Source organism: Mixta mediterraneensis (genome assembly GCF_030283135.1).
Classification (GTDB): Bacteria; Pseudomonadota; Gammaproteobacteria; order Enterobacterales; family Enterobacteriaceae; genus Pantoea; species Pantoea mediterraneensis.
Window position 1 is genome coordinate 1 of record NZ_JASUAZ010000026.1, and the last position, 23,789, is coordinate 23,789.

28 protein-coding genes are annotated in these 23,789 nt (G+C 53.7%); 27 read left to right on the top strand and 1 reads right to left on the bottom strand.

Annotation, left to right across the window (positions count from 1 at the left end; genetic code table 11):
- The first annotated feature begins 635 nt into the window (after positions 1 to 635).
- Positions 636 to 1,166, top strand: coding sequence for an antirestriction protein (locus tag QRY16_RS14715; protein ID WP_289777127.1), 531 nt, complete (start codon positions 636 to 638; stop codon positions 1,164 to 1,166).
- 46 nt (positions 1,167 to 1,212) lie between these two features.
- Here the strand turns inward: QRY16_RS14715 and QRY16_RS14720 are convergent, their stop codons facing one another.
- Positions 1,213 to 1,686: a transglycosylase SLT domain-containing protein gene (locus QRY16_RS14720; protein WP_289777128.1), complete on the bottom strand. Its 474-nt coding sequence runs from the start codon at positions 1,684 to 1,686 to the stop codon at positions 1,213 to 1,215.
- A 465-nt stretch (positions 1,687 to 2,151) separates the two neighbouring features.
- Between QRY16_RS14720 and traM the strand changes: the two genes are divergently transcribed.
- The 26 genes from traM (at position 2,152) to QRY16_RS14850 (ending at position 23,761) form a co-directional block, all read left to right on the top strand.
- Complete coding sequence (gene traM / locus QRY16_RS14725) at positions 2,152 to 2,532, top strand: conjugal transfer relaxosome DNA-binding protein TraM (RefSeq protein WP_032667774.1); 381 nt, start codon at positions 2,152 to 2,154, stop codon at positions 2,530 to 2,532.
- Between the two features lie 238 nt (positions 2,533 to 2,770).
- Entirely contained in the window at positions 2,771 to 3,511 is a 741-nt protein-coding gene (locus QRY16_RS14730) for a helix-turn-helix transcriptional regulator (RefSeq protein ID WP_289777129.1), read from the top strand.
- A 401-nt stretch (positions 3,512 to 3,912) separates the two neighbouring features.
- Positions 3,913 to 4,044 carry a hypothetical protein gene (locus QRY16_RS14735; protein WP_289777130.1) on the top strand — a complete coding sequence of 44 codons (132 nt, stop codon included), beginning with the start codon at positions 3,913 to 3,915 and terminating at the stop codon, positions 4,042 to 4,044.
- A gap of 313 nt (positions 4,045 to 4,357) precedes the next feature.
- Positions 4,358 to 4,762: a type IV conjugative transfer system pilin TraA gene (locus tag QRY16_RS14740; protein WP_017694216.1), complete on the top strand. Its 405-nt coding sequence runs from the start codon at positions 4,358 to 4,360 to the stop codon at positions 4,760 to 4,762.
- A 19-nt stretch (positions 4,763 to 4,781) separates the two neighbouring features.
- Positions 4,782 to 5,087: a type IV conjugative transfer system protein TraL gene (gene traL / locus QRY16_RS14745; RefSeq protein ID WP_289777131.1), complete on the top strand. Its 306-nt coding sequence runs from the start codon at positions 4,782 to 4,784 to the stop codon at positions 5,085 to 5,087.
- An 18-nt stretch (positions 5,088 to 5,105) separates the two neighbouring features.
- Complete coding sequence (gene traE, locus QRY16_RS14750) at positions 5,106 to 5,675, top strand: type IV conjugative transfer system protein TraE (RefSeq protein ID WP_017694218.1); 570 nt, start codon at positions 5,106 to 5,108, stop codon at positions 5,673 to 5,675.
- Positions 5,659 to 6,435 (top strand): type-F conjugative transfer system secretin TraK, encoded by a 777-nt coding sequence (gene traK / locus QRY16_RS14755; protein ID WP_193406768.1) that lies wholly within the window; start codon positions 5,659 to 5,661, stop codon positions 6,433 to 6,435. Before traE ends, traK begins: the two co-directional genes overlap by 17 nt.
- Entirely contained in the window at positions 6,428 to 7,786 is a 1,359-nt protein-coding gene (locus tag QRY16_RS14760; protein WP_289777132.1) for a TrbI/VirB10 family protein, read from the top strand. Before traK ends, QRY16_RS14760 begins: the two co-directional genes overlap by 8 nt.
- Positions 7,783 to 8,163 carry a hypothetical protein gene (locus QRY16_RS14765; protein ID WP_289777133.1) on the top strand — a complete coding sequence of 127 codons (381 nt, stop codon included), beginning with the start codon at positions 7,783 to 7,785 and terminating at the stop codon, positions 8,161 to 8,163. The genes QRY16_RS14760 and QRY16_RS14765 overlap by 4 nt, the downstream gene beginning before the upstream one ends.
- 26 nt (positions 8,164 to 8,189) lie before the next feature.
- Entirely contained in the window at positions 8,190 to 8,435 is a 246-nt protein-coding gene (locus QRY16_RS14770; RefSeq protein WP_289777134.1) for a hypothetical protein, read from the top strand.
- Positions 8,436 to 8,510: 75 nt separating this feature from the next.
- A complete protein-coding gene (traV, locus tag QRY16_RS14775) occupies positions 8,511 to 9,095 on the top strand; it encodes a type IV conjugative transfer system lipoprotein TraV (protein WP_193406771.1) in 585 nt (194 codons plus the stop codon).
- Positions 9,096 to 9,097: 2 nt separating this feature from the next.
- Complete coding sequence (gene traC / locus QRY16_RS14780; RefSeq protein WP_289777135.1) at positions 9,098 to 11,713, top strand: type IV secretion system protein TraC; 2,616 nt, start codon at positions 9,098 to 9,100, stop codon at positions 11,711 to 11,713.
- A complete protein-coding gene (trbI, locus tag QRY16_RS14785) occupies positions 11,695 to 12,177 on the top strand; it encodes a type-F conjugative transfer system protein TrbI (protein ID WP_289777136.1) in 483 nt (160 codons plus the stop codon). Before traC ends, trbI begins: the two co-directional genes overlap by 19 nt.
- Positions 12,170 to 12,385 carry a TraR/DksA C4-type zinc finger protein gene (locus QRY16_RS14790; protein ID WP_289777137.1) on the top strand — a complete coding sequence of 72 codons (216 nt, stop codon included), beginning with the start codon at positions 12,170 to 12,172 and terminating at the stop codon, positions 12,383 to 12,385. The genes trbI and QRY16_RS14790 overlap by 8 nt, the downstream gene beginning before the upstream one ends.
- On the top strand, positions 12,385 to 13,011 hold the full coding sequence (gene traW / locus QRY16_RS14795; RefSeq protein WP_289777138.1) for a type-F conjugative transfer system protein TraW: 627 nt from the start codon (positions 12,385 to 12,387) through the stop codon (positions 13,009 to 13,011). The genes QRY16_RS14790 and traW overlap by 1 nt, the downstream gene beginning before the upstream one ends.
- Positions 13,011 to 13,409 carry a hypothetical protein gene (locus tag QRY16_RS14800; RefSeq protein ID WP_289777139.1) on the top strand — a complete coding sequence of 133 codons (399 nt, stop codon included), beginning with the start codon at positions 13,011 to 13,013 and terminating at the stop codon, positions 13,407 to 13,409. The genes traW and QRY16_RS14800 overlap by 1 nt, the downstream gene beginning before the upstream one ends.
- Complete coding sequence (traU, locus tag QRY16_RS14805; RefSeq protein ID WP_289777140.1) at positions 13,406 to 14,401, top strand: conjugal transfer pilus assembly protein TraU; 996 nt, start codon at positions 13,406 to 13,408, stop codon at positions 14,399 to 14,401. Before QRY16_RS14800 ends, traU begins: the two co-directional genes overlap by 4 nt.
- Before the next feature lie 18 nt (positions 14,402 to 14,419).
- A complete protein-coding gene (gene trbC, locus QRY16_RS14810; protein ID WP_289777141.1) occupies positions 14,420 to 15,046 on the top strand; it encodes a type-F conjugative transfer system pilin assembly protein TrbC in 627 nt (208 codons plus the stop codon).
- Positions 15,043 to 16,872, top strand: coding sequence for a type-F conjugative transfer system mating-pair stabilization protein TraN (traN, locus tag QRY16_RS14815; RefSeq protein ID WP_289777142.1), 1,830 nt, complete (start codon positions 15,043 to 15,045; stop codon positions 16,870 to 16,872). The genes trbC and traN overlap by 4 nt, the downstream gene beginning before the upstream one ends.
- Complete coding sequence (gene traF, locus QRY16_RS14820) at positions 16,869 to 17,684, top strand: type-F conjugative transfer system pilin assembly protein TraF (RefSeq protein WP_289777143.1); 816 nt, start codon at positions 16,869 to 16,871, stop codon at positions 17,682 to 17,684. Before traN ends, traF begins: the two co-directional genes overlap by 4 nt.
- A gap of 13 nt (positions 17,685 to 17,697) precedes the next feature.
- Positions 17,698 to 17,994 (top strand): hypothetical protein, encoded by a 297-nt coding sequence (locus QRY16_RS14825; protein WP_017694233.1) that lies wholly within the window; start codon positions 17,698 to 17,700, stop codon positions 17,992 to 17,994.
- Positions 17,994 to 18,539: a type-F conjugative transfer system pilin assembly thiol-disulfide isomerase TrbB gene (gene trbB, locus QRY16_RS14830; RefSeq protein WP_017694234.1), complete on the top strand. Its 546-nt coding sequence runs from the start codon at positions 17,994 to 17,996 to the stop codon at positions 18,537 to 18,539. Before QRY16_RS14825 ends, trbB begins: the two co-directional genes overlap by 1 nt.
- A gap of 56 nt (positions 18,540 to 18,595) precedes the next feature.
- A complete protein-coding gene (locus QRY16_RS14835) occupies positions 18,596 to 18,937 on the top strand; it encodes a hypothetical protein (protein ID WP_193406779.1) in 342 nt (113 codons plus the stop codon).
- Positions 18,930 to 20,297 carry a conjugal transfer pilus assembly protein TraH gene (traH, locus tag QRY16_RS14840; RefSeq protein WP_058655873.1) on the top strand — a complete coding sequence of 456 codons (1,368 nt, stop codon included), beginning with the start codon at positions 18,930 to 18,932 and terminating at the stop codon, positions 20,295 to 20,297. The genes QRY16_RS14835 and traH overlap by 8 nt, the downstream gene beginning before the upstream one ends.
- Positions 20,297 to 23,185 carry a conjugal transfer mating-pair stabilization protein TraG gene (traG, locus tag QRY16_RS14845; RefSeq protein ID WP_289777144.1) on the top strand — a complete coding sequence of 963 codons (2,889 nt, stop codon included), beginning with the start codon at positions 20,297 to 20,299 and terminating at the stop codon, positions 23,183 to 23,185. The genes traH and traG overlap by 1 nt, the downstream gene beginning before the upstream one ends.
- Positions 23,186 to 23,761, top strand: coding sequence for a hypothetical protein (locus tag QRY16_RS14850; protein ID WP_017694238.1), 576 nt, complete (start codon positions 23,186 to 23,188; stop codon positions 23,759 to 23,761).
- Positions 23,762 to 23,789: the final 28 nt, after the last annotated feature.

Consider the following 23,789-nt stretch of genomic DNA (forward strand, 5'->3'; position numbering starts at 1 on the left):
AGGCCGCATAATCCGCCGGAGAGGCAGGGGACTTCCCTGCCTTTCGTGGCATCAAAGGCCGCGCGCCTGCGGCGCAGAATAAGCAGGCTGCGCTGACGCGCTGCCTGCATTATTCCTGCGCGTGGTAGTCTGAAGTTCCTGTCTTTTGGTCAGATGGTTAATATTCCTCATTCTCCTGCTGGCGATGATCTTTATTTTTCTTTCACTGATATGGATATAAATGTTTCTTTTCCGGGCGTCGTCCCAGAAGGGACACGGCTGTCGTGAACGGAGCCGGTAAACCGTCTCCGCCCTTCGGGCTTCCATCCTGACGCAAATTCAAATTCACGCTTGCAGCATCCTAAAGGATGCGCCGCTTTCACCGTGGCGGTAATAAATTACCCCACTCTGATGCCCTGAACGGAAATTCGTCTTGCGCCGATTTTCCGTTCAGGGATGTGTGCATTCTCCAGGTGTGACTATTGTTCGATTTCATCAGTTCGCGTAGGGCTGCTTTTAGCATCAGCCAGAAAGGAAATAAAGGGGTATATAAACGCTGCGCGCCCCTTTATTTCCTTTCTGTCAGCTGCTCATTGCCCTTCGCCGCTCAGTGATGAAGTCGAACGATGTAATAACCCAATGAGGAGAAAACCAGAATGCACACATTAAACGTCAAAACCGCCACTCGTGAATCAGCCGAACAATTTAAAATCGATGAACGCCAGCGCTATTGTGTTACAGATGGCGATGAGCGTCTTGATTTTATTCCTGCGCTCTTTTTTACGCCTTCTGCTGATAATATGATTGCCAGCTGGTTACGTCAGCATTCCGATTATGATGGTGGTTTCTGGAGTTACTGGATAATTCCGCAGGGCACCGGAGGAAACGTGGCTCCGAACTGTGTCAGATTCACCACGACGCAAACCGGATATATCGCACCTGAAGGTGAACAGCGCTATAACATGATTATTCCTGGTAATTACTTTGAAGCAGAAGTCAGTGCCGATGCTGCCGGAATTATTGCGACCCTGATGATTATGAACTGGTTGTCCTGGCAGGTTGCCGATATGGGGCCTGAATATTCGAAAGTCTGTAAACACCTCGTCGCTCGTCAGGACGCACTGAAAGACTACATCAGTATCATAAAACACCCTGAAGCATATTTAATTTATCGGGCTATTGATTGACGACATAAATACTGGATGAATAAAAAGACCTCCTGTTGAGGTCTTTTTACTGTTTTGAGAGAGTCTGCCCTGAGTCTTTATTCTTTTTTATCGCCCGGTATGTTGCCTCAATTTTTCTGGCATAGATATATCTTCTCTGCGCCTGTTCTTCTGTTTTCCGGAAACCTGCATTATACGCCCCCACGGCCTGCCAGCTGACTCCCCACTTTTTGAAAGCTATTGCAAGATAGTAAGCCCCGGTGTAGATATTCATACATGGGTCGGAAATAAGGTGCTCCGGTTTTATTCCATAACGAGCCAATTCGTTAAAGTGCTGGGAGTCCACCTGCATAAGTCCGGAGCCAAAACCCGAAACAGGATTGTGGCCTTTAACGTCTGTGCGGAAGTTCGATTCATTCCAGGAGATTGCCCGAAGCAGATCTGGATCTATATGATAATCTCTGCCCGCCATATCAAAACAATCTGCATTAGCATTCTGAGCGGCTATCAGGAGTAATGCTGCCAGAAGTAGATTCCTCACTATTATTTCCCTGTGATGTGTTTTAGATGCCCTGATGATCGCATTATTACCTGATCTCAGGCAAGCCAAATATGGCCGAGAATTACTCTATGGATGCCTGTGCTAATATGCTTCTCCGGTAGTTTCTGTCTCACACCCCACGCAAAATTTCATTTTGCAGGATTATATACTTAAATCATGTATTTACGATTGGATTATGAATGCAAATTAGTGTTTTATCGCACAGAAGGGCACTGCCATAGTGCCGTAATGTCGCCTGTTTGTGGCTCTATTGTGGCTAATGTAGTGCTAAATGAGAATAATCATGCAATTACTATGAATGCCACACATTGCGGTGCCGCTAAATGTGTGGCATTGTAGTGCCTGATTATGGCCAGTTAGCACTGCAATAGTGCTGAATATTTATTGAGGCTATTTTTAAACAGTGCCAGTGTGGTGCTGTCAGGGCAAGAGGGAAATAAAGTTATGCCACGGCAGAATGTTTATATGAAGCAAAAAACAATTGATGGTATCCGACAAATCGTCGATATGAGAAGGGAAGAGGGCGCGACAGCTTCCGATGCCAATATCTCCAGTGTCTGTTCCGAAATGCTGGAACTGGGAATGCGTGTATACCTCAATGCCAAAAATAAGAAGGCATCAGATGCAGAAGCCGGTGAAGATGTATTTCAAAGTGCGCTTTTTGAAGAAGTAGTAAAATCAAGAATGGCATCACAGGAGATACTGGCACTGATGTTTTCTTTGCAGGATATAAAATCTGATAGTCGTAACAATTACGATAAATTGATCGACTCTCTAAAAGAGAAAACAGATTTACGGGTCAAAAAGGTACTCAACAGAGAGTAGAATTTTCTGGTTAAGGAAGCCAGCTAACAATAGTGGTATGGGATGATTGCTACTTTTCTATTTTCAGAAAAACCATGCAATATATATGATGAATTAGTTTTGTAAGTATATCTTTTTGTGGTATATTTTAAATACAGCATAAGGTTATGTTGTAGACAATAAGACTTCGCTCACACAGGGGGGTTCGAGCCCCCTGCATGAGCTAACCATTAACCAACCAACTTTCAGGAGTATGGTCATGGCTACGCACGATCGTATGGATCTGAATGTCAGATCTCAAGCGTTTTATCACGATTTTTCTCCCTATCTTAAAAAAAGTCATGAAGACTGGTACATAAAAGATGCAAGTCATAAGTATCTGGGTGCTAGTGCAACATTTGCGTCACGTTTTTTTCCTTCTGGAATCGTTTCTGTGATTGGTTTGGAGGATTCAAGTATCCCAGCTATTACAGCCAATGATATTAATATTATGTATGCCTTCGAGAATAAAGTAATTCAAACAAAAAAAGATATGACTATTTTTTCTTGTGGTTATTTTATCGATATTGAAGGTGCTAATTGTTTTGTTTTAAAAATGGCTCCTTATTCTTATCAAGGAAGAGATTCGGTACTTGTTGATGTGATAGATATTACATGCCATAGCTATATCCATGAATTGATACCATCAATTTTCACCGGAGAGCAAGTGGTCATGTCAAATGTATCTCTTAATAATTTTAAAGGCTTCAATCCGTTGGGTAAAGTTACTAGCAAAGAGTGGGAGGTGGCATGGCTTATTATTTGTGGTTATTCATCAAGATGGATTATTAACTATCTTAATCTTAGCAAAAAAACAGTTGAGTCAAAAATAAAAAGCATCTATCAGAAACTACAGGTTTTTGATCAGGGAGGTTTATTGCGAGTGGCAAGGTTTTATGGATGGATTAGATTTGTACCTGAAAAATTTTCCTCAGACACTGTTATTTTAAAGGTTAAATGATATTTAAATCCGGTAATAGTGAATGTCAGTGATGATGTTCACTATCCGTATATGCAAACTGTAAATATTCCTCTCGACATATGTATGCTCAGAGAACGTTCGATATCGCTGTGAAGCTTCAATGATTTTATTTACTACCAATAAATTGATTCAGATCAACATAATGTTAACTTTTTTGATCCTTTTTTTGAGAGAAAAAACTAGTTTTCCTTATTTATTATTTGGTTATCAAAACCACTGTATTTTTAAACACCGGGCAGTTGCCCGGCTAGTCAAAAATTTTGCTTATGAAACAATTTATCTCAGTTTATGACGGAGAATTTTGTTGATGAGCAAGCTAACGACAACAGTCCCTATAAAGCGTCCCAAATCCATTACAGTCATCCTGACCGCTGAGGCCAGTGAGCGACTTACTGCACTGGCAAAAAAAAGGTAAGCGTTCCCGCCAGCTTGAGGCCATGCTGCGTATTCATGACAGCCTGAAACGTGTACCTGAAATTACGGGAGACTATTGGGAGATCACCACGCTCTGATATTTCTGGACTGAAAGGGAATATCACCCGACCTGCATTATCGATATTCCCTGCCATTATGTCGGACTGACGCCAACGGTCTGATTTCAGTTTTTTTGTTTTGTCTTATCCGTTTTTTCTTCACCGATAAAACGGCGGGCATCCCTTTGCCCAAAATCCGTCGGGCGAGTTTCCCCCCACGACAGGTGTGACACCCTGGGGCGGTAGCGTGTCTGAAGACGTTTGTACAGATAATCCCCCGCGGCTTCTGCCTTGCGGGCGTCGCGGGGGCGTATCTGCCCGAACAACTTAATCGTTAATTAAAGGAAATAATATGGCTGATATTTCAGTGATAAATCAGGGGGCGGACGTTGTCTGCAAGGGGAATAAAAAGGGACTGCTCTCACGCATGGTATCTGCCGTGAAAGCGGTGCCGTCGCTGGTGAATAACCGTACCGCGAAGGCGCTGTTTAAGTATGTGGCAATGCCGCTGGCATTATTTCTGGCGGCACGCGGTATGGCGCATGCCGAAGACCTGACGGCGGCCGGCAAACAGGATGCGACTGATACCTTTGGTGAAGACTCCACCATGATGTACTACTTCATGATCGCGGAAGTGGTGCTGGTCTTCCTGCTGTACCTCAAATCACATAACCCGGCGACCTTCCTGCTCATCCCGGTGTTTATCGTGATTACCAAAATCATCTTCTCCATCATTTCTGCCCGCTCCGGGGGCTGATCGGCACGGAGACTAGTCAATGGATGAGGAACGCGCTTCGCGCTTCATGTTTCCTCAGACACTGACAGAGCAGACACGGCCCATCGGACTACCGATGGATGAGAAAATAGCCCTGTTCGCACCGATGGGATGGGGCTTTTATACCGGTAAGTACGTTACCGGTCTGGTCATTGCCGTTCTGCTCTGGTTCTGTCTGAAGTATTTCAAAAAGGGGAGAGGGACCGACTGGCTGCTTAACGCCTGCTACTGGTACCTCCCGTCTTCACTCTTCAAAGGCATGTACAAAGTCATTCCCGATTCGTCATTCCGGCTGTGGCTGCGTTGATGGCCAGGAGGTATTCCCATGGACCTGAAGGCAAAGCGCCTGTCGGCCCGCTACACATCACTCATCTTTCTGCTGCTTCTGGTGTTCTTTGGTCTGAGTCTTGCCGGCAACCTGGTGGCCTGGTTGCGACTCGATACGCTGATTAACAGCCGTGAAGAAACCTATATCCCGATGGGGTTTGATACCCCGTTCACGCTGACGCGTAACCGGATGGATGCGAATTATCTGGAGCAAACCGCCGAGTCACTGGTCTTCCTGCGCTACAACGTGTCACCGGAATCGGTGAAGGCCAATCACAAAGCGCTGCTGCGCTTCTTTGATAACGAAGAGCGTCCCGCCATGCAGGAAGTGCTGGCCAGCGAGGCGCAGCGCGTTATCGACAATAACGTGACGACCGCCTTTTATCTGTCCGGCTTCGACACGTACCCGGCTTCGGGGATTGTGGATATTCACGGGACGGTACAGCAGTGGATAGGCAATCGTAAGCAGCTGCCGGAAGACAAAACTATACGGATGGCACTGCGCTATCACCGGGGTATTACCACCATTCAGGATTTCAGGGAGCAGGTGGATGAAAAGAAAAAATAACAGGCATGGCAGGCACCGTCTTGCATTGCTGGCCAGTCTGCTCTGTCTGAGTGGCAACGTACTGGCAGAGCCGGTGGCCGCACTACCGACAAAGATACCGGTTTCGCCGGACAGCCAGGTCCGGGTCGCGCTCAGCAACACTAATCCGAATCTGCTGGTTGTGCCCGGCGATAAGATTATCGCCGTGGACAGTGCGCAGGGGATGTTTCTTAATGACAACAAGGCGCTGGGGCAGGCTAACGGCGGTGTGCAGCTGATGACCGCCCAGACTACCCCGTTCACCTTCTATGTCCGCACGGAAGGAGGGCTGACCGTTTCTGTTATTGGTGTCCCGCAGAAACGGGATGGCCGGGTGCTGCAGTTTATCTCCAGCCGTCCGGTACAGCATGATGATGCGCGGCGCTGGGAGCAGTCGCAGCCGTATGTTCGCACCCTGATCTCTGTCCAGCAGGCGGTACTGAGCGGCGGCGTACCGAAAGGGTTTACTGAAGCTCCTGTCGTGGCGGTACCGACATTTTCCCTGCCGGGCTGGTTGTCGGTGACGCCTCAACAAATGTGGAGCGGTGGTGGGCTTCGGCTCTATCGCCTGACGGTGCGTAATCGTGGTGCCAGTGTGCTGGCTATACCTGAACGACTGTTTCAGGCACCTGGCGTACGTGCAGTGATGGTGTTTCCGTTCAGTACCACGCTGATGCCCGGTACCGATACGCAAGTGTGGGTCACGGTCAGCAACGACGGGGAGGGGCAGGCTAATGGCTAACATTAACGTGCTGACCCGTCGCAAGCAGATGGCGGTGCTGATCGCCGTGGCGCTGGGATTAAGCGCTATCGGCGGTGTCGCCTGGTATATCGGTGCACCATCAAAGGTGTCCCCCGGTAAGAGCCAGGCAAAAAAACCGGTACCGGATATGACCGGCGCGGTGACCTCCAGTACCTTCGGTAAAAAAGTCAGCGATACGGCGGTGGCTGACCTGCAGCATACCGCGAATCAAGCCGATAAAAAGCTGGCCAGCTTCGAGAATCAGCTCAATAAACTCGCCAGTGAAAACAAGGCCTACCGGGAGAAAATTCAGTCACAGGATGATGATATCAAACTGCTGCAGACGCAGATTGATGCCATGAACCAGGCAGGCGATAGCGGCAGCGGTCATGCGTCGCCTGGTCCGGGAGCGCCAGCCGGCACCCTGCCTGTCGGTGGCGGTTCAGGCGCGGTCCCACCGCCAACCGCCTTTTACCCGGGCGTTCCCGGCAATCAGACGACGGTGAATATCGCTCCACAGCTGAATCAGGGGCTGTCCACCATGAGTATCGATTACGGCGAAAAAAAGGATGATGCGCCGGCGCTGCCGTATATTCCGTCGGGGAGTTTTGTCGGGGCGACGGTGATTGAGGGGGCGGATGCTAACGCCTCTGTCACGGGTGAAAGCGCCTCATCACCGATGCAGTTCCGCCTGACCGGAAAGGTGATTTTACCGAACGACGGGGAATATGACCTGCGGGGCTGCTTTGTAACCGCAGCCGCTTACGGTGATATCTCCAGTGAGCGCGCGCTACTGCGTACCGACCGTCTGTCCTGCCGTGTTCATGGCCACGTTATCGACCAGCCCTTCAAAGGACACGTCTCCTTTATGGGGAAAAATGGCATCCGGGCCGAGCCGGTCATCCGCAACGGCAAAATTGTCGGCTATGCCTTTGCCGGTGGTGCCATCGATGCAATGGGCAGCGCCATATCGAACGTCGGCTCAACCAGCGTTGGCCTTGGTGCAGCGAATACCGTCAGCGGTGGCGATGTTGCTCGCGCCGGGTTCGGTGGTGGTACGTCACAGGCAGGCAAAACCCTCTCAGATTACTTCATCAAACGCGCTGAACAGTACCACCCGGTTATCCCGGTCGGTGCCGGTGTGCAGGTTTCGGTCGTCTTCCAGGAAGGTTTCCAGCTGCAGTATGCCGATGTGAAGAAGGAGAAGAAGCCTGCTGTATCTTCCCAGGAAAAAGCGACCGGCAACGGGATCACTATCACCAAAGAAGCGCTGCGCAACCTCAATCTCGGGGACTCCGTGGGTGCCATGAAGGACCAGATACAGGCAGGAATGCAGGAGTCGATGCGATGAAAATTTTATGGACAGGAGTCAGAGCGGGATGGCGGGCGATGCAATTTCACTACACGGGCCCCGGAGCGGCGTTGCACGTCATGGCGCTGACCGTCCGCTGTCTGCTGTGGTGGGCTATGGGCTGCATTCTCTTGCTTATGGCCTATGGCGGACTGCTGCTGTTTTATCTCGAACAGATGCCGGAACGGGTGGCATCAACGATTCCGGACCTGCTGGCGGTGGTTCATGAGGTGGTGGTTCGCTGGCAGTGGCAGTGCATCACGGTACTGAGCTGGAGCCTGCCGCTGTTCTGTCTGTGGGTGACGCTTGTTCGATTTATTCCGGAGTATCCTGCCGGCACTGACCGTACCCGCATTCCGTTCAACCCGCGTCGTTAATTTTTCTTCCCCACTCAGGAGATTGTATGCGTAAACCACAACGCCATCCTCTGGCTTCGTTGTCTTCCCCGGAGCTGGCGCAACACATTCTGGATAACTGCACGACGTTTATCACGCTGAGCCAGCCTGCTCACCCATTCCACCTGCCGGATGGGCCGCAAAGAGGCCATACGATAGTTGTCGGGCGTACCGGCGGCGGTAAAACCGACCTCTGCGCTCGCGTCATGAATGATGTGCTTCGCCGTCCCGGTGACGGTCGCGCTGATAAGTGATAAGCGCCACCTCTTCGGCGCACCGGCAGCCATAAAAATCTTCACCCGCTGACCCCCTTTCTCTCAGGATAAATCATGAATAAATTCATTATGCCTTTACTGGCAGGCGCTGGCCTGCTCTCCGGCTGTGCCGGGATGAACTCTGACTTTGACTGTAATACCGTGGCCCATGACCGCTGCATCACCATGGAGCAGGCTAACCAGCAGGCGGCAGGACGTACGTCGTCTTCCTCTGCGATGCCCGGCGTTGATGGTGATGCAGGAAAGACGGACGCGGCTGCTGAGACCCTGCCGCGCCTGGCACCGGTTCCGGTCTCACCCTCACCGCTGACCGGTATTCAGGCGGCTACCCGTGATGCGGGTTCGCGCTCAGTAAGAACGACGACGGGGAGTCTGCTGCCCGCGCCGCACCCGGTTCGTCCGGATGCGGGAGGCCCGGCAGTACCTTCTCACCGGCCAGCCGTTTCTCCTGCCTTGCCGGCGTCATCACCTGTCACTGAAGCCCGGCGCTATGCCGATACCGGGGTCAGTCAGCCTGTACGGATCAATCCGACCACGGCACGACTGTGGATTGCAGGCTGGATTGACCGGGATGATGTTATGCATCAACCGTCGGTAGTGTCTTTCGTGGTGAAGCCTGATCACTGGGCCGGGAGCTGAATATGGCCCTGCATGATGAACTGTTCCGTCGCCTGATGACCGACTGGCAGCGGAAGGATGGTGCCGCGAAGGCCGGAGAGGCGCTGGATGATATGGACTACCCTTCTCTGGTCAGCGTGCTGCCGTACCAGCATTACGACAAAGACAGCGGCCTGTTTGTAAACCAGAACACCATGGGTTTTATCCTCGAATGTACGCCGCTGATTGGGGCCAACGACGGTATCGTGGAGGCCCTGGACAATTTCCTGCGTAACAAACTCCCCCGCGAACAGCCGCTGAGCGTGCTCCTCCTCGGGAGCAAGTGCGTCAGCCATCTGCTGGATAACGGTCTGTCAGACATGGCCTGGCAGGGGGAGCAGGCAACGCGCTTTGACCATATCACCCGCGCGTTCTATGAACACGGTGCCCTGTACGGACTGCCTAACAACAAAGGCTACCCGCTGTCGCTGCGTAACTATCGCCTCTTTATCAGCTACGCCGAGCCGTTGCGTCGTGATGTTGATGAATTGTTTGCCTCGCTGGGTCAGACGATGAGTATCGTACAGCAGTCGCTGTTTGCCGCGAACCTGCACTCTGAGTTGCTGGATGATCGGGGTCTGGTCGGGCTGGTCCGTGAAATTGTGAACTTCCGCCATGATCGCATCACGCAGCCGTCTGATGAAGTAGATCCGTATGAAGAACTGAATGCTCAGTGCGTCGCCCGATCTATCAATCTGAAGGTGACGCCGGATTGTCTGCACCAGAGCCAGTCCTCCGCAGAGGGTGGTCGGGTGAAAACCCGCATCATGAGCTACATGCCGGAGAAGAACCCGGTGAAGTTTGCGTTGTGGCAGGGCGGGAACAACCTCAGCAATCTGCTGGACCCGACGTCGACGGTGCCATGCCCCTTTGCTATCACGCTGACGACAGAGCTGGATGTTCAGGCGAAGAGTCAGAACGAAGCGGTACGCAAGTTTGCCACCAACGATAAGCGGGCAAACTCCCCGTTCGGTAAGTGGGTGCCGGGGGTTAAAAAGGCCGCCCGTGAGTGGGACGGATTGCGTGAGCGACTGTCTACCGGGCAGTCGGCGCTGGCGCGCTACAGTTTAGGCGTCACGCTGTTCTGCGAGGATGATAATGATAAGGCCCTGATGTGCGAACTGGCGCTGCAGAATACCTTCCGCGCCAATGGCATTTCACTGTGCTCGCCCACCTTTATGCAGCTGCGTAACTGGCTGTCGCTGTTTCCGTTCATGATGCCGGAAGGGTTATGGAGCGATATGCGCCGCAGCGGTGCGACACTCCGGGCGGAGTCCTTCAATGTCGCCAATCTGTTGCCGGTGGTGGCGGACAACCGTATCTGCCCGAAGGGCGTGCCCATTCCGTCGTACCGTAACCAGCTCTCGTATCTGGACCTGTTCGACAGCAAGTCAGGGCTGGGTAATGACAACTATAACCTCGGGGTGTGTGGCACCTCCGGGGGCGGGAAGTCTTTCCTGATGCAGACCATCATCCGGCACATCCTCGACAGCGGAGGGCGGGCCTGGGTGTTCGATATGGGGGATTCGTACAAGGCCCTGTGCGCCAACGTTGGCGGGGTCTATGTCGATGCCACCGACCTCAAGTTCAACCCGTTTGCCGGTATCGTCAATATTGTTGAATCGGCAGAGAGTATTCGCGACCTGCTTCTTGTCCTCTCAAACCCGTCTGGCAAAGTGGAAGATACCGCCAAATCCATCCTGCTCAACGCCGTGCAGGCGGTATGGGAAGGAAAGGCACCGTCGAAGCGTAAGGGGAATGCCGTTCTGATTGATGATGTTCAGGCGCTGCTGAAGGCCTGGACCGCCGACCCGGAATACCGGGATACCACAACGGTCCGCAGTTTAATGGAAGAAATGGTGGTCTCCCTGCACAAATACACCACCGGCGGCATTTACGGCGAGTACTTCAACAGCCCGGAACCGGCGCTCGATGACAACGTCCGCTTCTGCGTGCTGGAGATGGGGCGCCTCAAGAACAAACCCGACCTGCTGGCGGCCATCATGTTCTCGATGATGATTTACGTGGAACAGCGGATGTTCCTGTCCCCGCGCAGTGAGCGTAAGGCAGCCATCATCGATGAGGCCTGGAAGCTGCTGGCGAGCGAAAACGGCTTTATCGGTGACTTTATTGAGAACGGCTACCGCACGGCACGTAAGTACGGAGGGGCCTATATCACCATCACCCAGGGGATTGAAGACTTTGACGGCGACAAGGCCAGCATCGCGGCGAAAGCCGCCTGGTCCAACTCATCGTTCAAGATCATTTTGCGCCAGAACCCGGAAGCCTTCATCAAGTACAACCAGAAGAACGAAGGGCAGTTCAGCCAACCGGAGCAGACCATCATTAAGGGCTTCCCCTCAGCAAAAGACGCGCACTTCAGCGCCTTTATGCTGCGCGTGGCTGGGCAGGTCTCGTATCACCGCCTGATTCTTGACCCGCTGAGCCGGGTGATGTTCTCGTCCGATGGCGATGATTTTGAGTTCCGTGAACAGTGCCTTAAGGAGGGGAAAACCGTCCACGAAGCGCTCTGGTTACTGGCCCGTAAAAAATACGCTAAGGAAATGGAGGTGCTGGAACAATGGCAGATACAGTCGTGAATCAACCGGAGTCCCCTGAATTACAACCGTCTGCGGACGTTACCCCGGCAGACGGAACGCGTCATAACGTCTCTTCAACATCATCCCATCAACGTCTTAGTCGCCGTCGCCGGCGCTGCCTGGTACCGGTGGCCTGTGTCACCGCTTTTATTCTGGTCATGAATGCCGGCATCTCGATGTTGCTGGCGCAATGGCAGCGACCGGAGACGGTGAGCTTCGATATGACCGGTACGGTGAATAACTTTATGGCTCAGGTGGCCGGGCGTCATCTCAGCGATGATGAGGTAAAAGCCACCACCGCGCGTTTTAATACCGCCCTCAATGCCTCGCTGACTGACTGGCAACGCCATCACGGCGCCATCATCCTGGTGGCACCGGCGGTGGTGGGTGGTACCCGCGATATCACTGCAGATGTTCAGGCAGAGGTGGCGAACCGGATGGCAGAGGGAGAGAGTCATGAGTGACGAAGTCGATGTGGCCCAGGACGTTGTTGAGCTGACGAATACCGTGGCGGTGCAGGCTATCCGCCATCAGTTGCAGGCAGCGGGGAGCGAATATTGCCAGTCATGCGGTGAAACTATCCCGGAGGCCCGGCGTCTGGCGGCACCGTGGGCAGACACCTGCACGCCGTGCCAGAGCGTACTGGAGCACCGAAATAAGGTGGGCTACTGATGCATAAACGATATCTGACGTTGTTGCTTCTGGTCTGTCCACTGGTCGGGCAGGCAAAAGATCTGGGCTCATGGGGGGATGTCTGGCCGGTGCAGGAGCAGAGCTTTCTGGCGCTGATTCAGGATCGCCTGCAGGGTTTGCAGGATAACGGCCAGCTGGCGGAGCTGCAGCAACAGTTCCAGGATCGGGTGGTGGAGCACACGCTGCGCCCGGCACCGGCAGAAGGGCTGGTTACAGACACGCAGGCACATACGTCCTGGTATGACCCGACCTTTGTGGTTGGCCAGACGCTGGCCGATGCACAGGGTCAGGTCTTTGCGCGTCAGGGCGATACCCTGAACCCGCTGGATACGCTGGCGCTGAATACCACCCTCTATTTTATCGACGGTGATGATACGCGTCAGGTCACCTGGATGAAGGCGCAAACCCCGCCCACGCCAACCTACAAGGTCATTCTGGTCAACGGCAACATCAAAACGGCAGCAGATGCGCTGTCAGAGCGTATCTACTTCGACCAGCAAGGCGTACTGACGAAGAAACTGGGTATTCACTACATTCCTGCGATGGTCAGTCAGGACGGTAAGCGCCTGAAGATCACCTCAGCCCCCATAAAGGAGGCCCGATAATGCTGTTCCCGCTTGTTATTACCCTGCTGTGTTTCACCGTCGGCGCGCTGCTGTTGGTGGTGATATTCCAGCGACGGGAATACCGTCGCCTGCGGGCGGATGCCGATGGGATCGTGATGCGCTATCTGGCGGTTGCTGAGCGGTTTGAGTCTCTGGTCCGTGAGCTGACGGAGCCTTACGGCGGTGTATTGTATGATTTGATGGAGGTGGAGCAGCTTGCGGCCCGGATGAAGGCGTTGCCCGACCGTGAAATACGGGAGACCGCTGAGCCTATTCTTGAGCGCCTGAATGGACGAATGCGCATGTTACTGAAGCAGGTGTCAGACCGTTATCGCCTGTCTGATGCCGATCGGCAGCGCTGGCTGAGTGAACAGGAATACCCGGAGGCCGGCAAATGACATTCAGACTTTCTGCTTTTCTACTGGCCTGCGGTCTGACCATCGGTACCGGTACGCTGGCCTCTGAACCCGAATGCCAGGGGCGATTTGTCAATCCGATCAGCGATATCTGCTGGGAATGCATGTTCCCGATGTCCATCGGTAATGCGACGGTGTCCTCCGGTTCGTTGCCGGATACGGAGAATCCGTCTTCCCCCATCCAGTTCTGCCCGGTCCCGCCGCCTGTCTTTCAGCGTATCGGACTGGCGATTGGTTTCTGGGAGCCGTTTGCCCTCACGGATGTGACCCGCGCGCCGTTCTGCATGGTCAATCTCGGTGGCGTGAGTATCAGCGCCGGCAAGCTCGGCAGCGGCGGCGGGAAACGCCAGGGGGCGGTCAATACCGGTGCCTTCTACCACGTCCACTGGTACAAATACCCGCTGACCTGGTGGCTCAATATTATCACCGACCTCGGCTGTCTGCAGGGCGGGGACATGGATATCGGCTATCTGTCCGAACTGGACCCGACCTGGGATGACAGCTCGCTGGCCTCGGTGCTGGCACCTGAAGCGTTTTTGTTCGCCAACCCTATCGCGCAGGGGGCCTGTGCCGCTGATGCGCTGGCCAGTGCCGTTTCAAAACCCTTAAACCCCCTGTTCTGGTGTGCCGGTTCGCACGGCAGCATGTACCCGTTTACGGGGTTTGTTTCCAATCAGGCCAGCCCACAGGCCGCCAGCGTGCTGCTCTCCGAGCGAATGGACTACAAGCTGCACCGCCAGGGGATGATCCTGAACAGCGTCGGCGCCGATACGGCCGTGTGCTATGAGTATCCGTCGCCCATTATGCCGAAAGATCGTTACCGCTATCAGATGGTCAACATGTATCCGGACGCGGGACGTTGTCACCCGTTTGGTCGTACCGTGATGGCCTGGGAGGCCGGGCATGCCACGCCGGCGAGCCGACAGAACTTTGGTTACCTCATCTGGCGCAAGCGTAACTGCGTCTTCCTCTGATTTTCCGGGAACAATCTGATGAACCTTAAAATTTTTACCGTGCTGGTCGGTGCACTGCTGGCGGCTGCCAGCGTACAGGCCGATGGCCTGACAGACGAGCAGCAGCTTTTTCGTGCACTGCGGGAGCAGAGTGCGGCGATACGTCAGCTTCCGCAGAACGCCGCAACCCTGCCGGACGTCAACGCCCTTCTGCAGGACAAGATCTCCGGGGCTGACCGGCAGTGGATAGGTGATATGCAACGCCGGGTGCAGTCGTCCGTTGCGCCGGACAGCGAGGCCCGCCCGGATGCGCTGTACTTTCTGTCGTTTTCCATCCCCGAGGAAGGGCTGAAGCAGATGGTCCCGGCGGCAACGCGCTTTCATATCCCGGCACTGATTAATGGTCTCGTGGATAACAACTTCCGCAAAACTGTGGAATCGGTCTTTCGTCTGGCGCGGGAGAACAATCAGGGCGGGGTGCAGATAGATCCCCGGCAGTTCAGCAAATACGGCATCACCACGGTTCCGGCCCTGGTGGTGACCTGTGATGCCGGATATGACCGCCTCACTGGCAACCTGAAACTGAAGGAAGCTCTGGAGCGGATTGCAGCAGAAGGGGATTGTGCCGATACGGCGAAGAAGTTGCTGAAGGAGGGTGCATCGTGAAAAAACAGCTGATACCGGGCATTTTGTTGCTGGCAACGGCGGTATCCGTACTGGCCAGCCCGCAGTATGACGAGGCGGCAAAGTATGCCGGCAGCGTGAAGAATCAGGGGATGAATGTGATGAAGGGGACCGACCCGGCGGCGGCGATCCCCGGCTACACCGCGAAACCGGATGAATCCGGTTATTACGGCGGGACCACCGCCACCAGTAATCCCGACCTGGAAAACGCCGGCAACAGTGAGATGCATAACGGAGAAGCCGGTAAGACCATCATGGAGGTCATTAAGAATCGCCCGAAGGATCTCATCTCCACCGACGCTCCCTTTATCAGCGGTTCGCTGGATATTGAGGATAAGGCTGAAACCATCATGTCTGGTACCGATACGCAGTGCAAGGATGTGAACGTGGATAAGACCCAAATCACCAATTACACCTGCGAACGTACCCCGGCGGTTGAACTGGCCTGTACACGCACCGCGGGTCCCGGAGGAGGTCATGAAGAAGATACAACAGAAGACAAGCGTTTCATTATCAGTCACGATCACTTCACGTTTTCCCGGAGTGGAAAACAGATAGTGTTTGGGTTTTCCCCGCCGGAAACCGGGGTCGTCCTCTCTGCCCGTCTCAATATCACTACTCAGGCATACCTGTTAAATTCAAAAGTCAGCTTCATGAACACTACCTTCAATGCAAGCGGAAGCGGCGATTTTACGCTGAATGCAGCAGGAATGCAGTTGAATGAGGGAACGGTAGTGCAGGGAACAAGCTGTTCGGGAAACGGTACCTGCATTGGCTCGGTGGATGACATCCTTTTCAGACAGCTTCAGCAGGGGCAAATACGTTTCACTCTGACGGTGATGATGAGAGTACCCGCCAAAAAATGGGTCCCGGACGTGGTGTGGTCAGAAAACTGTCCGTTCGACAAAACAGACCAGGTGCTGATCAACAGCGTCTGTACCGACCCTGGTGGCGATCGCACTTTTGCCATCAACGGTGAGAACTATGTTCTGCACAGCGACTGCTGGCAGTATACCGACACGTATGTCTCTCAGTCTGCCGATAACGGTACCTGTAACGACTATATGCAGAACCCCGCCTGTACCGTTGGCTCCACTGCCTGCCTCGACAGCCTGAATGGTACCTGTTTGCGTGAGCAGGTAGTCTTTTCCTGCGAGGAAAAAATGAGCGGCAGCGCGCAGCTGTGCGGTGGTGAACTGGTCTGTACTGATGGCAGCTGCGACCAGCTGGATGACGGTAAGTCAAATGGATTTCAGTCAGCCGTTTCGGGGCTGGCCGCGCTGGCCGCTGCTGGTAAAGATATCGCCGCCCTGAATGGTGTCAACGTCTCCGCCTTTACCGGTGAGGGCCACAGCTGTCGTAAGGCGATGGCGGGTTTCAGCAATTGCTGCAAGGACAGTGGCTGGGGTAACGATGTCGGACTTGCCAGTTGTAACACCGAAGAGAAGGCGCTGGCGGAGGCCAAAAAGCGCAAGCTGAGTATCTACGTCGGCTCGTACTGTGCGCATAAGGTGCTAGGCGTCTGCCTTGAGAAGAAAGAAGGGTACTGCCAGTTTGAGAGCAAGCTCGCGAAAATCGTTCAGGACCAGGGGCGTCGCGGCCAGCTGGGTATTGGCTTTGGCAGCGGAAGTTCGCCGGACTGCCGTGGGCTGACGGTGCCAGAACTGCAGCGTCTGAATTTCGATAATATTAACTTTGCCGACTTTTATGATGACCTGGAGAACGGTGCCACGCTGCCGGCAGACCAGGAGCTGCTTGACCGCGTCAAAGAGCAGATTGCCGGTAAGGTGACGGGAGGAGGCCAGTGAAGCGAACATTCTCTATAGCTTTTCTGTTGCTTGTTACCGGGGCGCAGGCAGCGACCGTCAGTACTGAACCGTCACAAAGCGCATTTCCTCCGGCTGCCTTCTCATCCACCGGGACCTATGTGGATGCGCCCATTGTGGGCTGGCACTGGTACAACGAACCTCAGCCAGAAGAGGAGGATGAGCCGGAAGATGACACTGTCCCGCTTAGCGTCCTGCCGCCAAACCTGCAGATGTCACTTCTGCAGAAGCTGACAAAAGAAAAGCTCAACAGCGCCATATTGTCCCCTTCCCCGGAGAAAGCAGCGGACTACCTGCGCATGCAGTCCTATCTGATGAACCTGTCCGGGCAGTTTACGCAGTCAGCCAAAAAGGCGCTGCTGCTGTATCCGGACCTCGATTACAACCTGGAGCACAGCCGTTATAACGGCACCGCAACCCTGCAGCAGACGGCGGCCCGTCAGCAGCAGAATGATGCCATTCATAACCTTGGTCAGCGCTATGGCCTGTTTATGTTCTACCGGGGTAACAATCCGCAGGATCTGCAGATGGCGGCCACGGTGAACCAGTTCTCACAACAGTACGGACTGTCGTTGATCCCCGTCAGCATGGACGGCGCGCGCAGCGAAGCCCTGCCACAGACCCGGCAGGACAGTGGCCAGGCGGCGAAGATGGGCGTCAGCCAGTTCCCGGCCCTGGTGCTGGTTGAACCGGGCAGTGAGCAGTATCAGCCGCTGGCCTGGGGCTTCATGACGCAGGACGACTTAGCCCGCCGCTTCCTCGATGTGGCGACTGATTTTAAGGCGCAATACTAAGGTAAGGGAAAATATGACAAAAGAAGGCATTTCTCATCATAAGCACGAACAACAGATCAGGCAGGAGAACCTGCTGATGTTTTGTGGCATGGCCTTTATGGCAGCGGGGCCAGTGTTCTGGTATCTGGCGGGGATGGCGCTGGATGCGCGGGCTATTAGTCTGGGGCCGGACAAGGTTGATGTTCTTGAGTGGGTCAGTATTGCCGTTTCGCTATTGCTCAGTCTCTGTGGTGCCGCCCTGGGTCTGGCAGGCTGGGGGCTGGCGTCATGGCATGCCTGGCGAGCGGTACGGCAGCCGGGGGGACTGTGATGAAAATCCAATATCCAAAAGTGGCGCTGGGGCTGGTACTGATGCTGAGCGGGTTTGTATTGATGGCGCACGCCTCGACGCTGGATGAGCTAAAGGCGCTGGAAGCCGGCAAGTCAGAATTGCAGCCCCGGGCAGAGCTAAGGTCAGTACCAGAGACTTCCACTACGCCTGCGGGGCGGGCATACCGTCTTCCGGATGGTCGTTCGATAAATACTGCCGATTATCGACTGGTGTTGTTTATGCAGTCTTCCTGTCATTTTTGTCAGCAGTTTGATCCGCAGCTTATCCAGTTGTCCACGCAGACGGGCTTTAAGGTGTTCCCCTATACGCTGGACGGAAAGGGCGATGTGAGTTTTCCGCAGGCGATCCCGGCCCCGCGTGCCGTTCTCGATCAGTTCTTTGGCCCCGGTAATAACGGCGTGACGCCCACGACCTGGCTGGTGAACGTGAATACCCTGCAGAGCTGGCCACTGGCGCAGGGGATAACAGATATGAACAGTCTGCTGCAGAGGATAAATCAGGCTCTGATGTTCCATCAGAGGTAGCGTCCCACTTACCGCTTCATATAACTCCTTTTATCTGTAACTTCCGGAGAACTTCAATGAAACAGGCATCTTTTCTGATGAAATTTGCTGTTGTCTTTTTTCTGCTGGCGATCGCCTGTGGCTTTGCTGGCTGGGGCGCATGGAAATACTGGAACGCCATGTTCAGTGCGCTCGGTTATGGCATTGCGGAATTTATGACGCTAAACGCGGAAAATCAGTCGATGAAAACCCCGCTCAATCTGACTATGTATGCCATGCCGGTTGGCTTCTGGTGTGCAGCGGCCGGCTTTCTTGCCGCATCCGGTGTGTCTTTTCTCCTTGATGTTGTTGGTGATATTAAAACGCATTTCGTTGATTTGTATTTAGCCATGCGTAGTAAGGATGACAACCATGCGTAAAACGCTTCTGGCCGGGATACTGGCGCTGGTCTGTAGTGCGTGCGCGTATGCAGATGTGAATGGCGATCTTAATAACTACTTCAACAAGCTGGGTTTTGAAGGTAATGCCACCGGCGCTGCTGCCTGGCAGGGGCAGGCGGCAGGCTATATGACCGGCGGTAACCTGTTTCTCAGGAGCCCGGTCAAACAGATGCAGGTGATGTCGTTTACCCCGCCGTCACTGAATGCCGGCTGCGGCGGCATCGATGCCTACCTCGGGTCGTTCTCATTTATTAACAGTGACCAGCTGCAGCAGTTCATCAAAAACCTGATGGCCAACGCCCAGGGGTATTTCTTTGACCTGGCGCTACAAACCGTGGCACCGGAGCTGAAGGACGCCAAAGACTATCTGCAGAAGCTGGCGGCGGACATGAACAGCATGAACATCTCCAGCTGCCAGGCGGCACAGGGCATCATCGGCGGCCTGTGGCCGAAGACTCAGGTCTCCCAGCAGAAGGTCTGTCAGGACATTGCGGGGGAAAGCAACCTCTTTGCCGACTGGGCTGCTTCCCGCCAGGGTTGTACGGTCGGTGGAGAGATGAACAGCGTGCTCGATAAAGCCGGCGACAAGGACAAGGACCGGGTGCTGCGTAACAAAAACCTGATGTGGGAACTGCTGGGGCGTAATGCCATGCTTGACGGGGACACTGAACTGAAAGAAATGGTGATGAACCTGACCGGGACGTTGATATTTGACCGCAATGGCGCGGCAAAATCTCTGATACCGGAGGTAAACCACCAGGGATTACTGGTAGCCCTGATGAAGGGCGGTAATGTTGAGATCCAGCGCTGCGTCTCGAGCGGCGATTGCCTGGAGCTGAAAAACGGGTCCGTGACTATCAGCAGTAACCGCGCCCTGATATCGCGGGTGAGAGACATGATTGGCAGTATCCGCGATAAATTGCGAACTGATGAACCGCTGTCAGCGGCGGAGAAAGGGTTTATCCAGAGTACCTCCATTCCGGTGCTGCGCTACCTGGTGGACCCGATGCAACTGAGCCTCAACGTTGACATGTTGTCCTCGTTGTCGGATTACATCGCCTACGACATTATGCTGCAGTACCTGAAAGAGCTGATTGAACAGGCCAAACTCTCTCTGGCCAGCAGGAATTATGATGAAGAGGTGATGAAACCGCTGAGGGCCAACATCAGCGAATCCAGCCGTCAGGTGGAGGCTCTGCAGCAGGAAGTGCAGGTGAAAAGCGATGCGCTGGCTGAGATGGACCGCCAGATGAGCTACCTGCGTCAGCAGACCTCAAGCCAGCTGCTTGACCGCTATCAGCAGAACTACCGCTTCGGCGGCAGCGAAGGGGGCCTGTGATGGATGCGGTTTATGTCCTGAGCGGCGGGGAGTTCCTGACGGCCATCTTTAACGGCGTGGCCGTCCTGATGGGGACCACAGAATGGGCCTCAATGTTTCGTATTGCGGCGCTGATGTCGGTGATGGTGTTGTTTGCCACCTACATCCGCGGTCATGACCCGCTGGAGGTGCTGAAGTTTATTGCTTTCTTTATGTTTCTCACCAGCGTGCTCATCATACCCAAGCGAACGGTGCAAATCATTGACCGCAGCGACGCAACCAGTGTGCATACGGTCGCTAATGTGCCGCTGGGGCTGGCGGCACCAGCGAAGTTTATCACCGGCATCGGTACCGCCCTGACGGAAGGCTTTGAGGCTGTATTCCATACCCCGGATTCCGCCACCTACAGTAAAACCGGGATGCTGTTCGGCGCCAACCTGGTGGGGACCGCAACCGACTTTGCCTTCCGTAATGGTGACCTGGCAGAGTTGTTTACCGCTTATGTGCGAAACTGCGTGGTAGGCGATATGTTGCTTAACCACAAATACTCCTTCCAGGAACTGATGAACAGCGAAGACCCGTATTCGCTGATATTCAGCAAGCCCAGCCCACTGCGCGGTGTGATGGTGCCGTACGGTAATACGATGGCAAACCGGGAAGGGTTCTGGACCTGTCAGGAGCTGGCAACCGGCGTGCTGCAACCCCAGCTGACCACCGACACCCAGAATGGCGGTAAGACCTGGGACTACTATGTTGCCCGCCTTACCGGCGGAAAACCCAATGCCAGCGCGCTGTTTGGTACCCTGCTGGGTGACAGCTACAGCTATTACTACGGCGGTGGGAGTGGTGCCAGCCAGATTATGCGACAGACCGTGGTGATGAACGGCCTGAAGCAGGGCATCGCCTCCACCAGTGCGCAGAACGGCGATGCCGCCGGTCTGGTCAACCTGGCCTCGCAGTCGTCCTATACCAAGATGCGTCTGAGCCAGGCCACGTCAACCAGCATTGCCACCACCTACCTGCCATTGCTCAATACGGTGTTGCTGGCGATGGTGATTGGTCTGTTCCCGGTGATTATTTTGCTGGCCTCCATTCATACCCTGACGATGGAAGTGCTGAAGGGGTATATCTTCACACTGATATACCTGCAGGCCTGGGGGCCGATGTTCGCTATCCTCAACTACGCGGTCAGTATGTATCTCACGGGTAAAACAGGGGCGCTGAGTTTTTCGCTGTCGAACCTGTCGGTTATCCAGCAGACCCATGCGGATATTGGTTCGATTGCCGGCTGGCTGTCCCTCTCCATTCCGTTCCTCGCCTGGGGTATCGTCAAAGGGCTGGGTAGCGCAGTGTCGCAGGCCGGTAACTACCTGGGCACAGCAATGAACAGCACGGCCTCTTCTGAATCCTCCCGTGCCGGCGACGGCAGCTGGGCATTCAATAATCTGCAGACCGACAATGTTGCCGGCAATAAGTGGGACACCAATTACGCCAGCCGTAGTGGAATGGCAATGACCCAGATGGGCAACGGTGCCACGGCAACCCGGACACAAAGTGGTGCATCGGTCTACGATACCACCGGGGCGATTTCCCGGTTGCCGACCGATATTCAGCTGGACCGTTCGGCTGTCAGTGGATTCCAGCGTCAGCAGCGTGAGGCAGAGAGTCAGCTGCAGAGCCTGAGCAACTCGCTGAGTCACTCGGCCAGTACCGGGACCTCCCAGCTGTCGCAGTGGGCCAGCCAGCGAGGGAGCAGTGATACCGTCAGTCGTGGTGCTGATAACAGCATCAGCGCGAATGATGCCGCGGCTATCAGTAAACTACAGAGTGCCGTGGCGCGTTATGCGCGTGACAATAATGTCAGCCAGGCTGATGCACTCAGAGCGGCAATGGAACAAAGCCAGAATGCTTCAATTAATGTCGGTGCAGGCGTGACGGCAGGTATTGATACCAGTAGGTCTATTGCAGGCAAGGCAGTCAAATGGACGACCGGGCTGAGTGGTAAGCTGGAAGGCCATATTAAAGGAGATTACACCGGTAACAATGGTTCTTCGCACGGTACCAGTTCGGATATGAGCAACCGGACCAGCCATACGAAGGACTTCAGCGCTCAGGATCTGAAAGATATCCGCCATGGCGTTGATGTGGTCGCCAGTCACCGAACCACCGAAAACAGCAGCCACACGGACAACGCGTCCGGCTCGTTGCTTAACCAGATGGCGGCGACGTTCAGTGATATGCGTACCCAGGCCAGCCAGTACAGTGACACACAAAATCGCAGCCATGAATATGCGCAGATGGCAAGTTTTGTGGAGAACAATAGTGCGGCCATCCGTAGTAATGCCACTCAGGAGTTTGTTGAATATGCGAAACAGAATCATCCGGATGCTGAACGTGTGCTGACTGACGTATCCAGCCCGGAAGCGCGTGCCGAGCGAGAGGCACTGGCTGGTCGTTTTGTGGAAGAACGTATGATGCCGCAACTGGAAGCGCAGTTCCGGGCCAATCAGGGACGAGCTGCAGAAGGAATGGGCGATACGGTTGCTGCCGGTGGGTTACAGGGTGTCAACCATAGTGATTTTGAAGGCCAGCAACAACATATGGCGCAGACGGCTGCCGGGCATGGTGTGAAAGCTGATGGTGAGGTGGCTGGTGAAGTCACACAATCGAGAGCGAATGCACAGCGAAGTGTTGATTCTGCTCAAGAAAAGGTCAATCATCAGCAGTCAGAGGTGAACAAACAGTATACTAATCTTGAGCAGGAACATCAGGTGCAGGGACGTCGCTTTGATGAAGCAAATAAGGCTGAACATACTCGTCAGGAAGCTTGGCCTGTCATAGACAAAGTGGACTCCGATAACGCGAAAAAGACACTTGATGAAACCATGAATAAATTTAAGGGTAAGTAAATGGTGAAACGAAGTGATATTGAAAATGATGTGAAAATGTTGATGCAGTCATTTAAAAACGATTACCGCATTCCTACCTCTGGAGAGATTATATCCCCAATAATTAAATTGATGTCAGTTGTTTATATGATGCATTTTGTGGTTATAACGGTAGGGTTGATCGTTTGTGATAAAAAAATCTGGTTTCCGGGGATTGCCATGTGGTTAGTTTTGTCTTGTGGAATTTTAACTGTTATGGCCATCATGATGGCCTATGGGAATCTTTCTCTGCTGATGTGTATCCCAAAGGAAGTGCGTGAAAAATCATTGCTTGTTAATTTGGCTAAAAAGAAACTAAGATTATATGGTCTAATTATGATTGTGTTTAATACTTTTGTCGCTGTTGTATTAATCAGCGAACGATCATCTCTTATTATAGGCTATGGATTTTCTTGGTTTGCTTCTTTCCTAATTGGCGGGGTTGTTTTCAGCATGTCCATGAGTCGGTACATGACCCCTGCAGTGGTCGCAACACTCGATAAAATTCGCCAGGTGGTCTCCTCTCCTCAAATATCATCAAATAGCGAAGAAGTTTAATAATAAATTTTTGTGTTATTCTGGTTTA

What these genes read in the sequence shown, in the direction of transcription:
- QRY16_RS14730 (WP_289777129.1), top strand. Translation starts at nt 2,771, where the DNA reads ATGGCTACGCACGATCGTATGGATCTGAATGTCAGATCTCAAGCGTTT.
- traH (WP_058655873.1), top strand. Translation starts at nt 18,930, where the DNA reads ATGCGTAAAACGCTTCTGGCCGGGATACTGGCGCTGGTCTGTAGTGCG.
- QRY16_RS14835 (WP_193406779.1), top strand. Translation starts at nt 18,596, where the DNA reads ATGAAACAGGCATCTTTTCTGATGAAATTTGCTGTTGTCTTTTTTCTG.
- traC (WP_289777135.1), top strand. Translation starts at nt 9,098, where the DNA reads ATGGCCCTGCATGATGAACTGTTCCGTCGCCTGATGACCGACTGGCAG.
- QRY16_RS14715 (WP_289777127.1), top strand. Translation starts at nt 636, where the DNA reads ATGCACACATTAAACGTCAAAACCGCCACTCGTGAATCAGCCGAACAA.
- trbI (WP_289777136.1), top strand. Translation starts at nt 11,695, where the DNA reads ATGGCAGATACAGTCGTGAATCAACCGGAGTCCCCTGAATTACAACCG.
- traU (WP_289777140.1), top strand. Translation starts at nt 13,406, where the DNA reads ATGACATTCAGACTTTCTGCTTTTCTACTGGCCTGCGGTCTGACCATC.
- QRY16_RS14825 (WP_017694233.1), top strand. Translation starts at nt 17,698, where the DNA reads ATGACAAAAGAAGGCATTTCTCATCATAAGCACGAACAACAGATCAGG.
- traM (WP_032667774.1), top strand. Translation starts at nt 2,152, where the DNA reads ATGCCACGGCAGAATGTTTATATGAAGCAAAAAACAATTGATGGTATC.
- QRY16_RS14800 (WP_289777139.1), top strand. Translation starts at nt 13,011, where the DNA reads ATGCTGTTCCCGCTTGTTATTACCCTGCTGTGTTTCACCGTCGGCGCG.
- QRY16_RS14765 (WP_289777133.1), top strand. Translation starts at nt 7,783, where the DNA reads ATGAAAATTTTATGGACAGGAGTCAGAGCGGGATGGCGGGCGATGCAA.
- trbB (WP_017694234.1), top strand. Translation starts at nt 17,994, where the DNA reads ATGAAAATCCAATATCCAAAAGTGGCGCTGGGGCTGGTACTGATGCTG.
- traE (WP_017694218.1), top strand. Translation starts at nt 5,106, where the DNA reads ATGGACCTGAAGGCAAAGCGCCTGTCGGCCCGCTACACATCACTCATC.
- QRY16_RS14770 (WP_289777134.1), top strand. Translation starts at nt 8,190, where the DNA reads ATGCGTAAACCACAACGCCATCCTCTGGCTTCGTTGTCTTCCCCGGAG.
- QRY16_RS14760 (WP_289777132.1), top strand. Translation starts at nt 6,428, where the DNA reads ATGGCTAACATTAACGTGCTGACCCGTCGCAAGCAGATGGCGGTGCTG.
- traL (WP_289777131.1), top strand. Translation starts at nt 4,782, where the DNA reads ATGGATGAGGAACGCGCTTCGCGCTTCATGTTTCCTCAGACACTGACA.
- traG (WP_289777144.1), top strand. Translation starts at nt 20,297, where the DNA reads ATGGATGCGGTTTATGTCCTGAGCGGCGGGGAGTTCCTGACGGCCATC.
- traK (WP_193406768.1), top strand. Translation starts at nt 5,659, where the DNA reads ATGAAAAGAAAAAATAACAGGCATGGCAGGCACCGTCTTGCATTGCTG.
- QRY16_RS14790 (WP_289777137.1), top strand. Translation starts at nt 12,170, where the DNA reads ATGAGTGACGAAGTCGATGTGGCCCAGGACGTTGTTGAGCTGACGAAT.
- traW (WP_289777138.1), top strand. Translation starts at nt 12,385, where the DNA reads ATGCATAAACGATATCTGACGTTGTTGCTTCTGGTCTGTCCACTGGTC.
- QRY16_RS14740 (WP_017694216.1), top strand. Translation starts at nt 4,358, where the DNA reads ATGGCTGATATTTCAGTGATAAATCAGGGGGCGGACGTTGTCTGCAAG.
- traV (WP_193406771.1), top strand. Translation starts at nt 8,511, where the DNA reads ATGAATAAATTCATTATGCCTTTACTGGCAGGCGCTGGCCTGCTCTCC.
- QRY16_RS14850 (WP_017694238.1), top strand. Translation starts at nt 23,186, where the DNA reads ATGGTGAAACGAAGTGATATTGAAAATGATGTGAAAATGTTGATGCAG.
- trbC (WP_289777141.1), top strand. Translation starts at nt 14,420, where the DNA reads ATGAACCTTAAAATTTTTACCGTGCTGGTCGGTGCACTGCTGGCGGCT.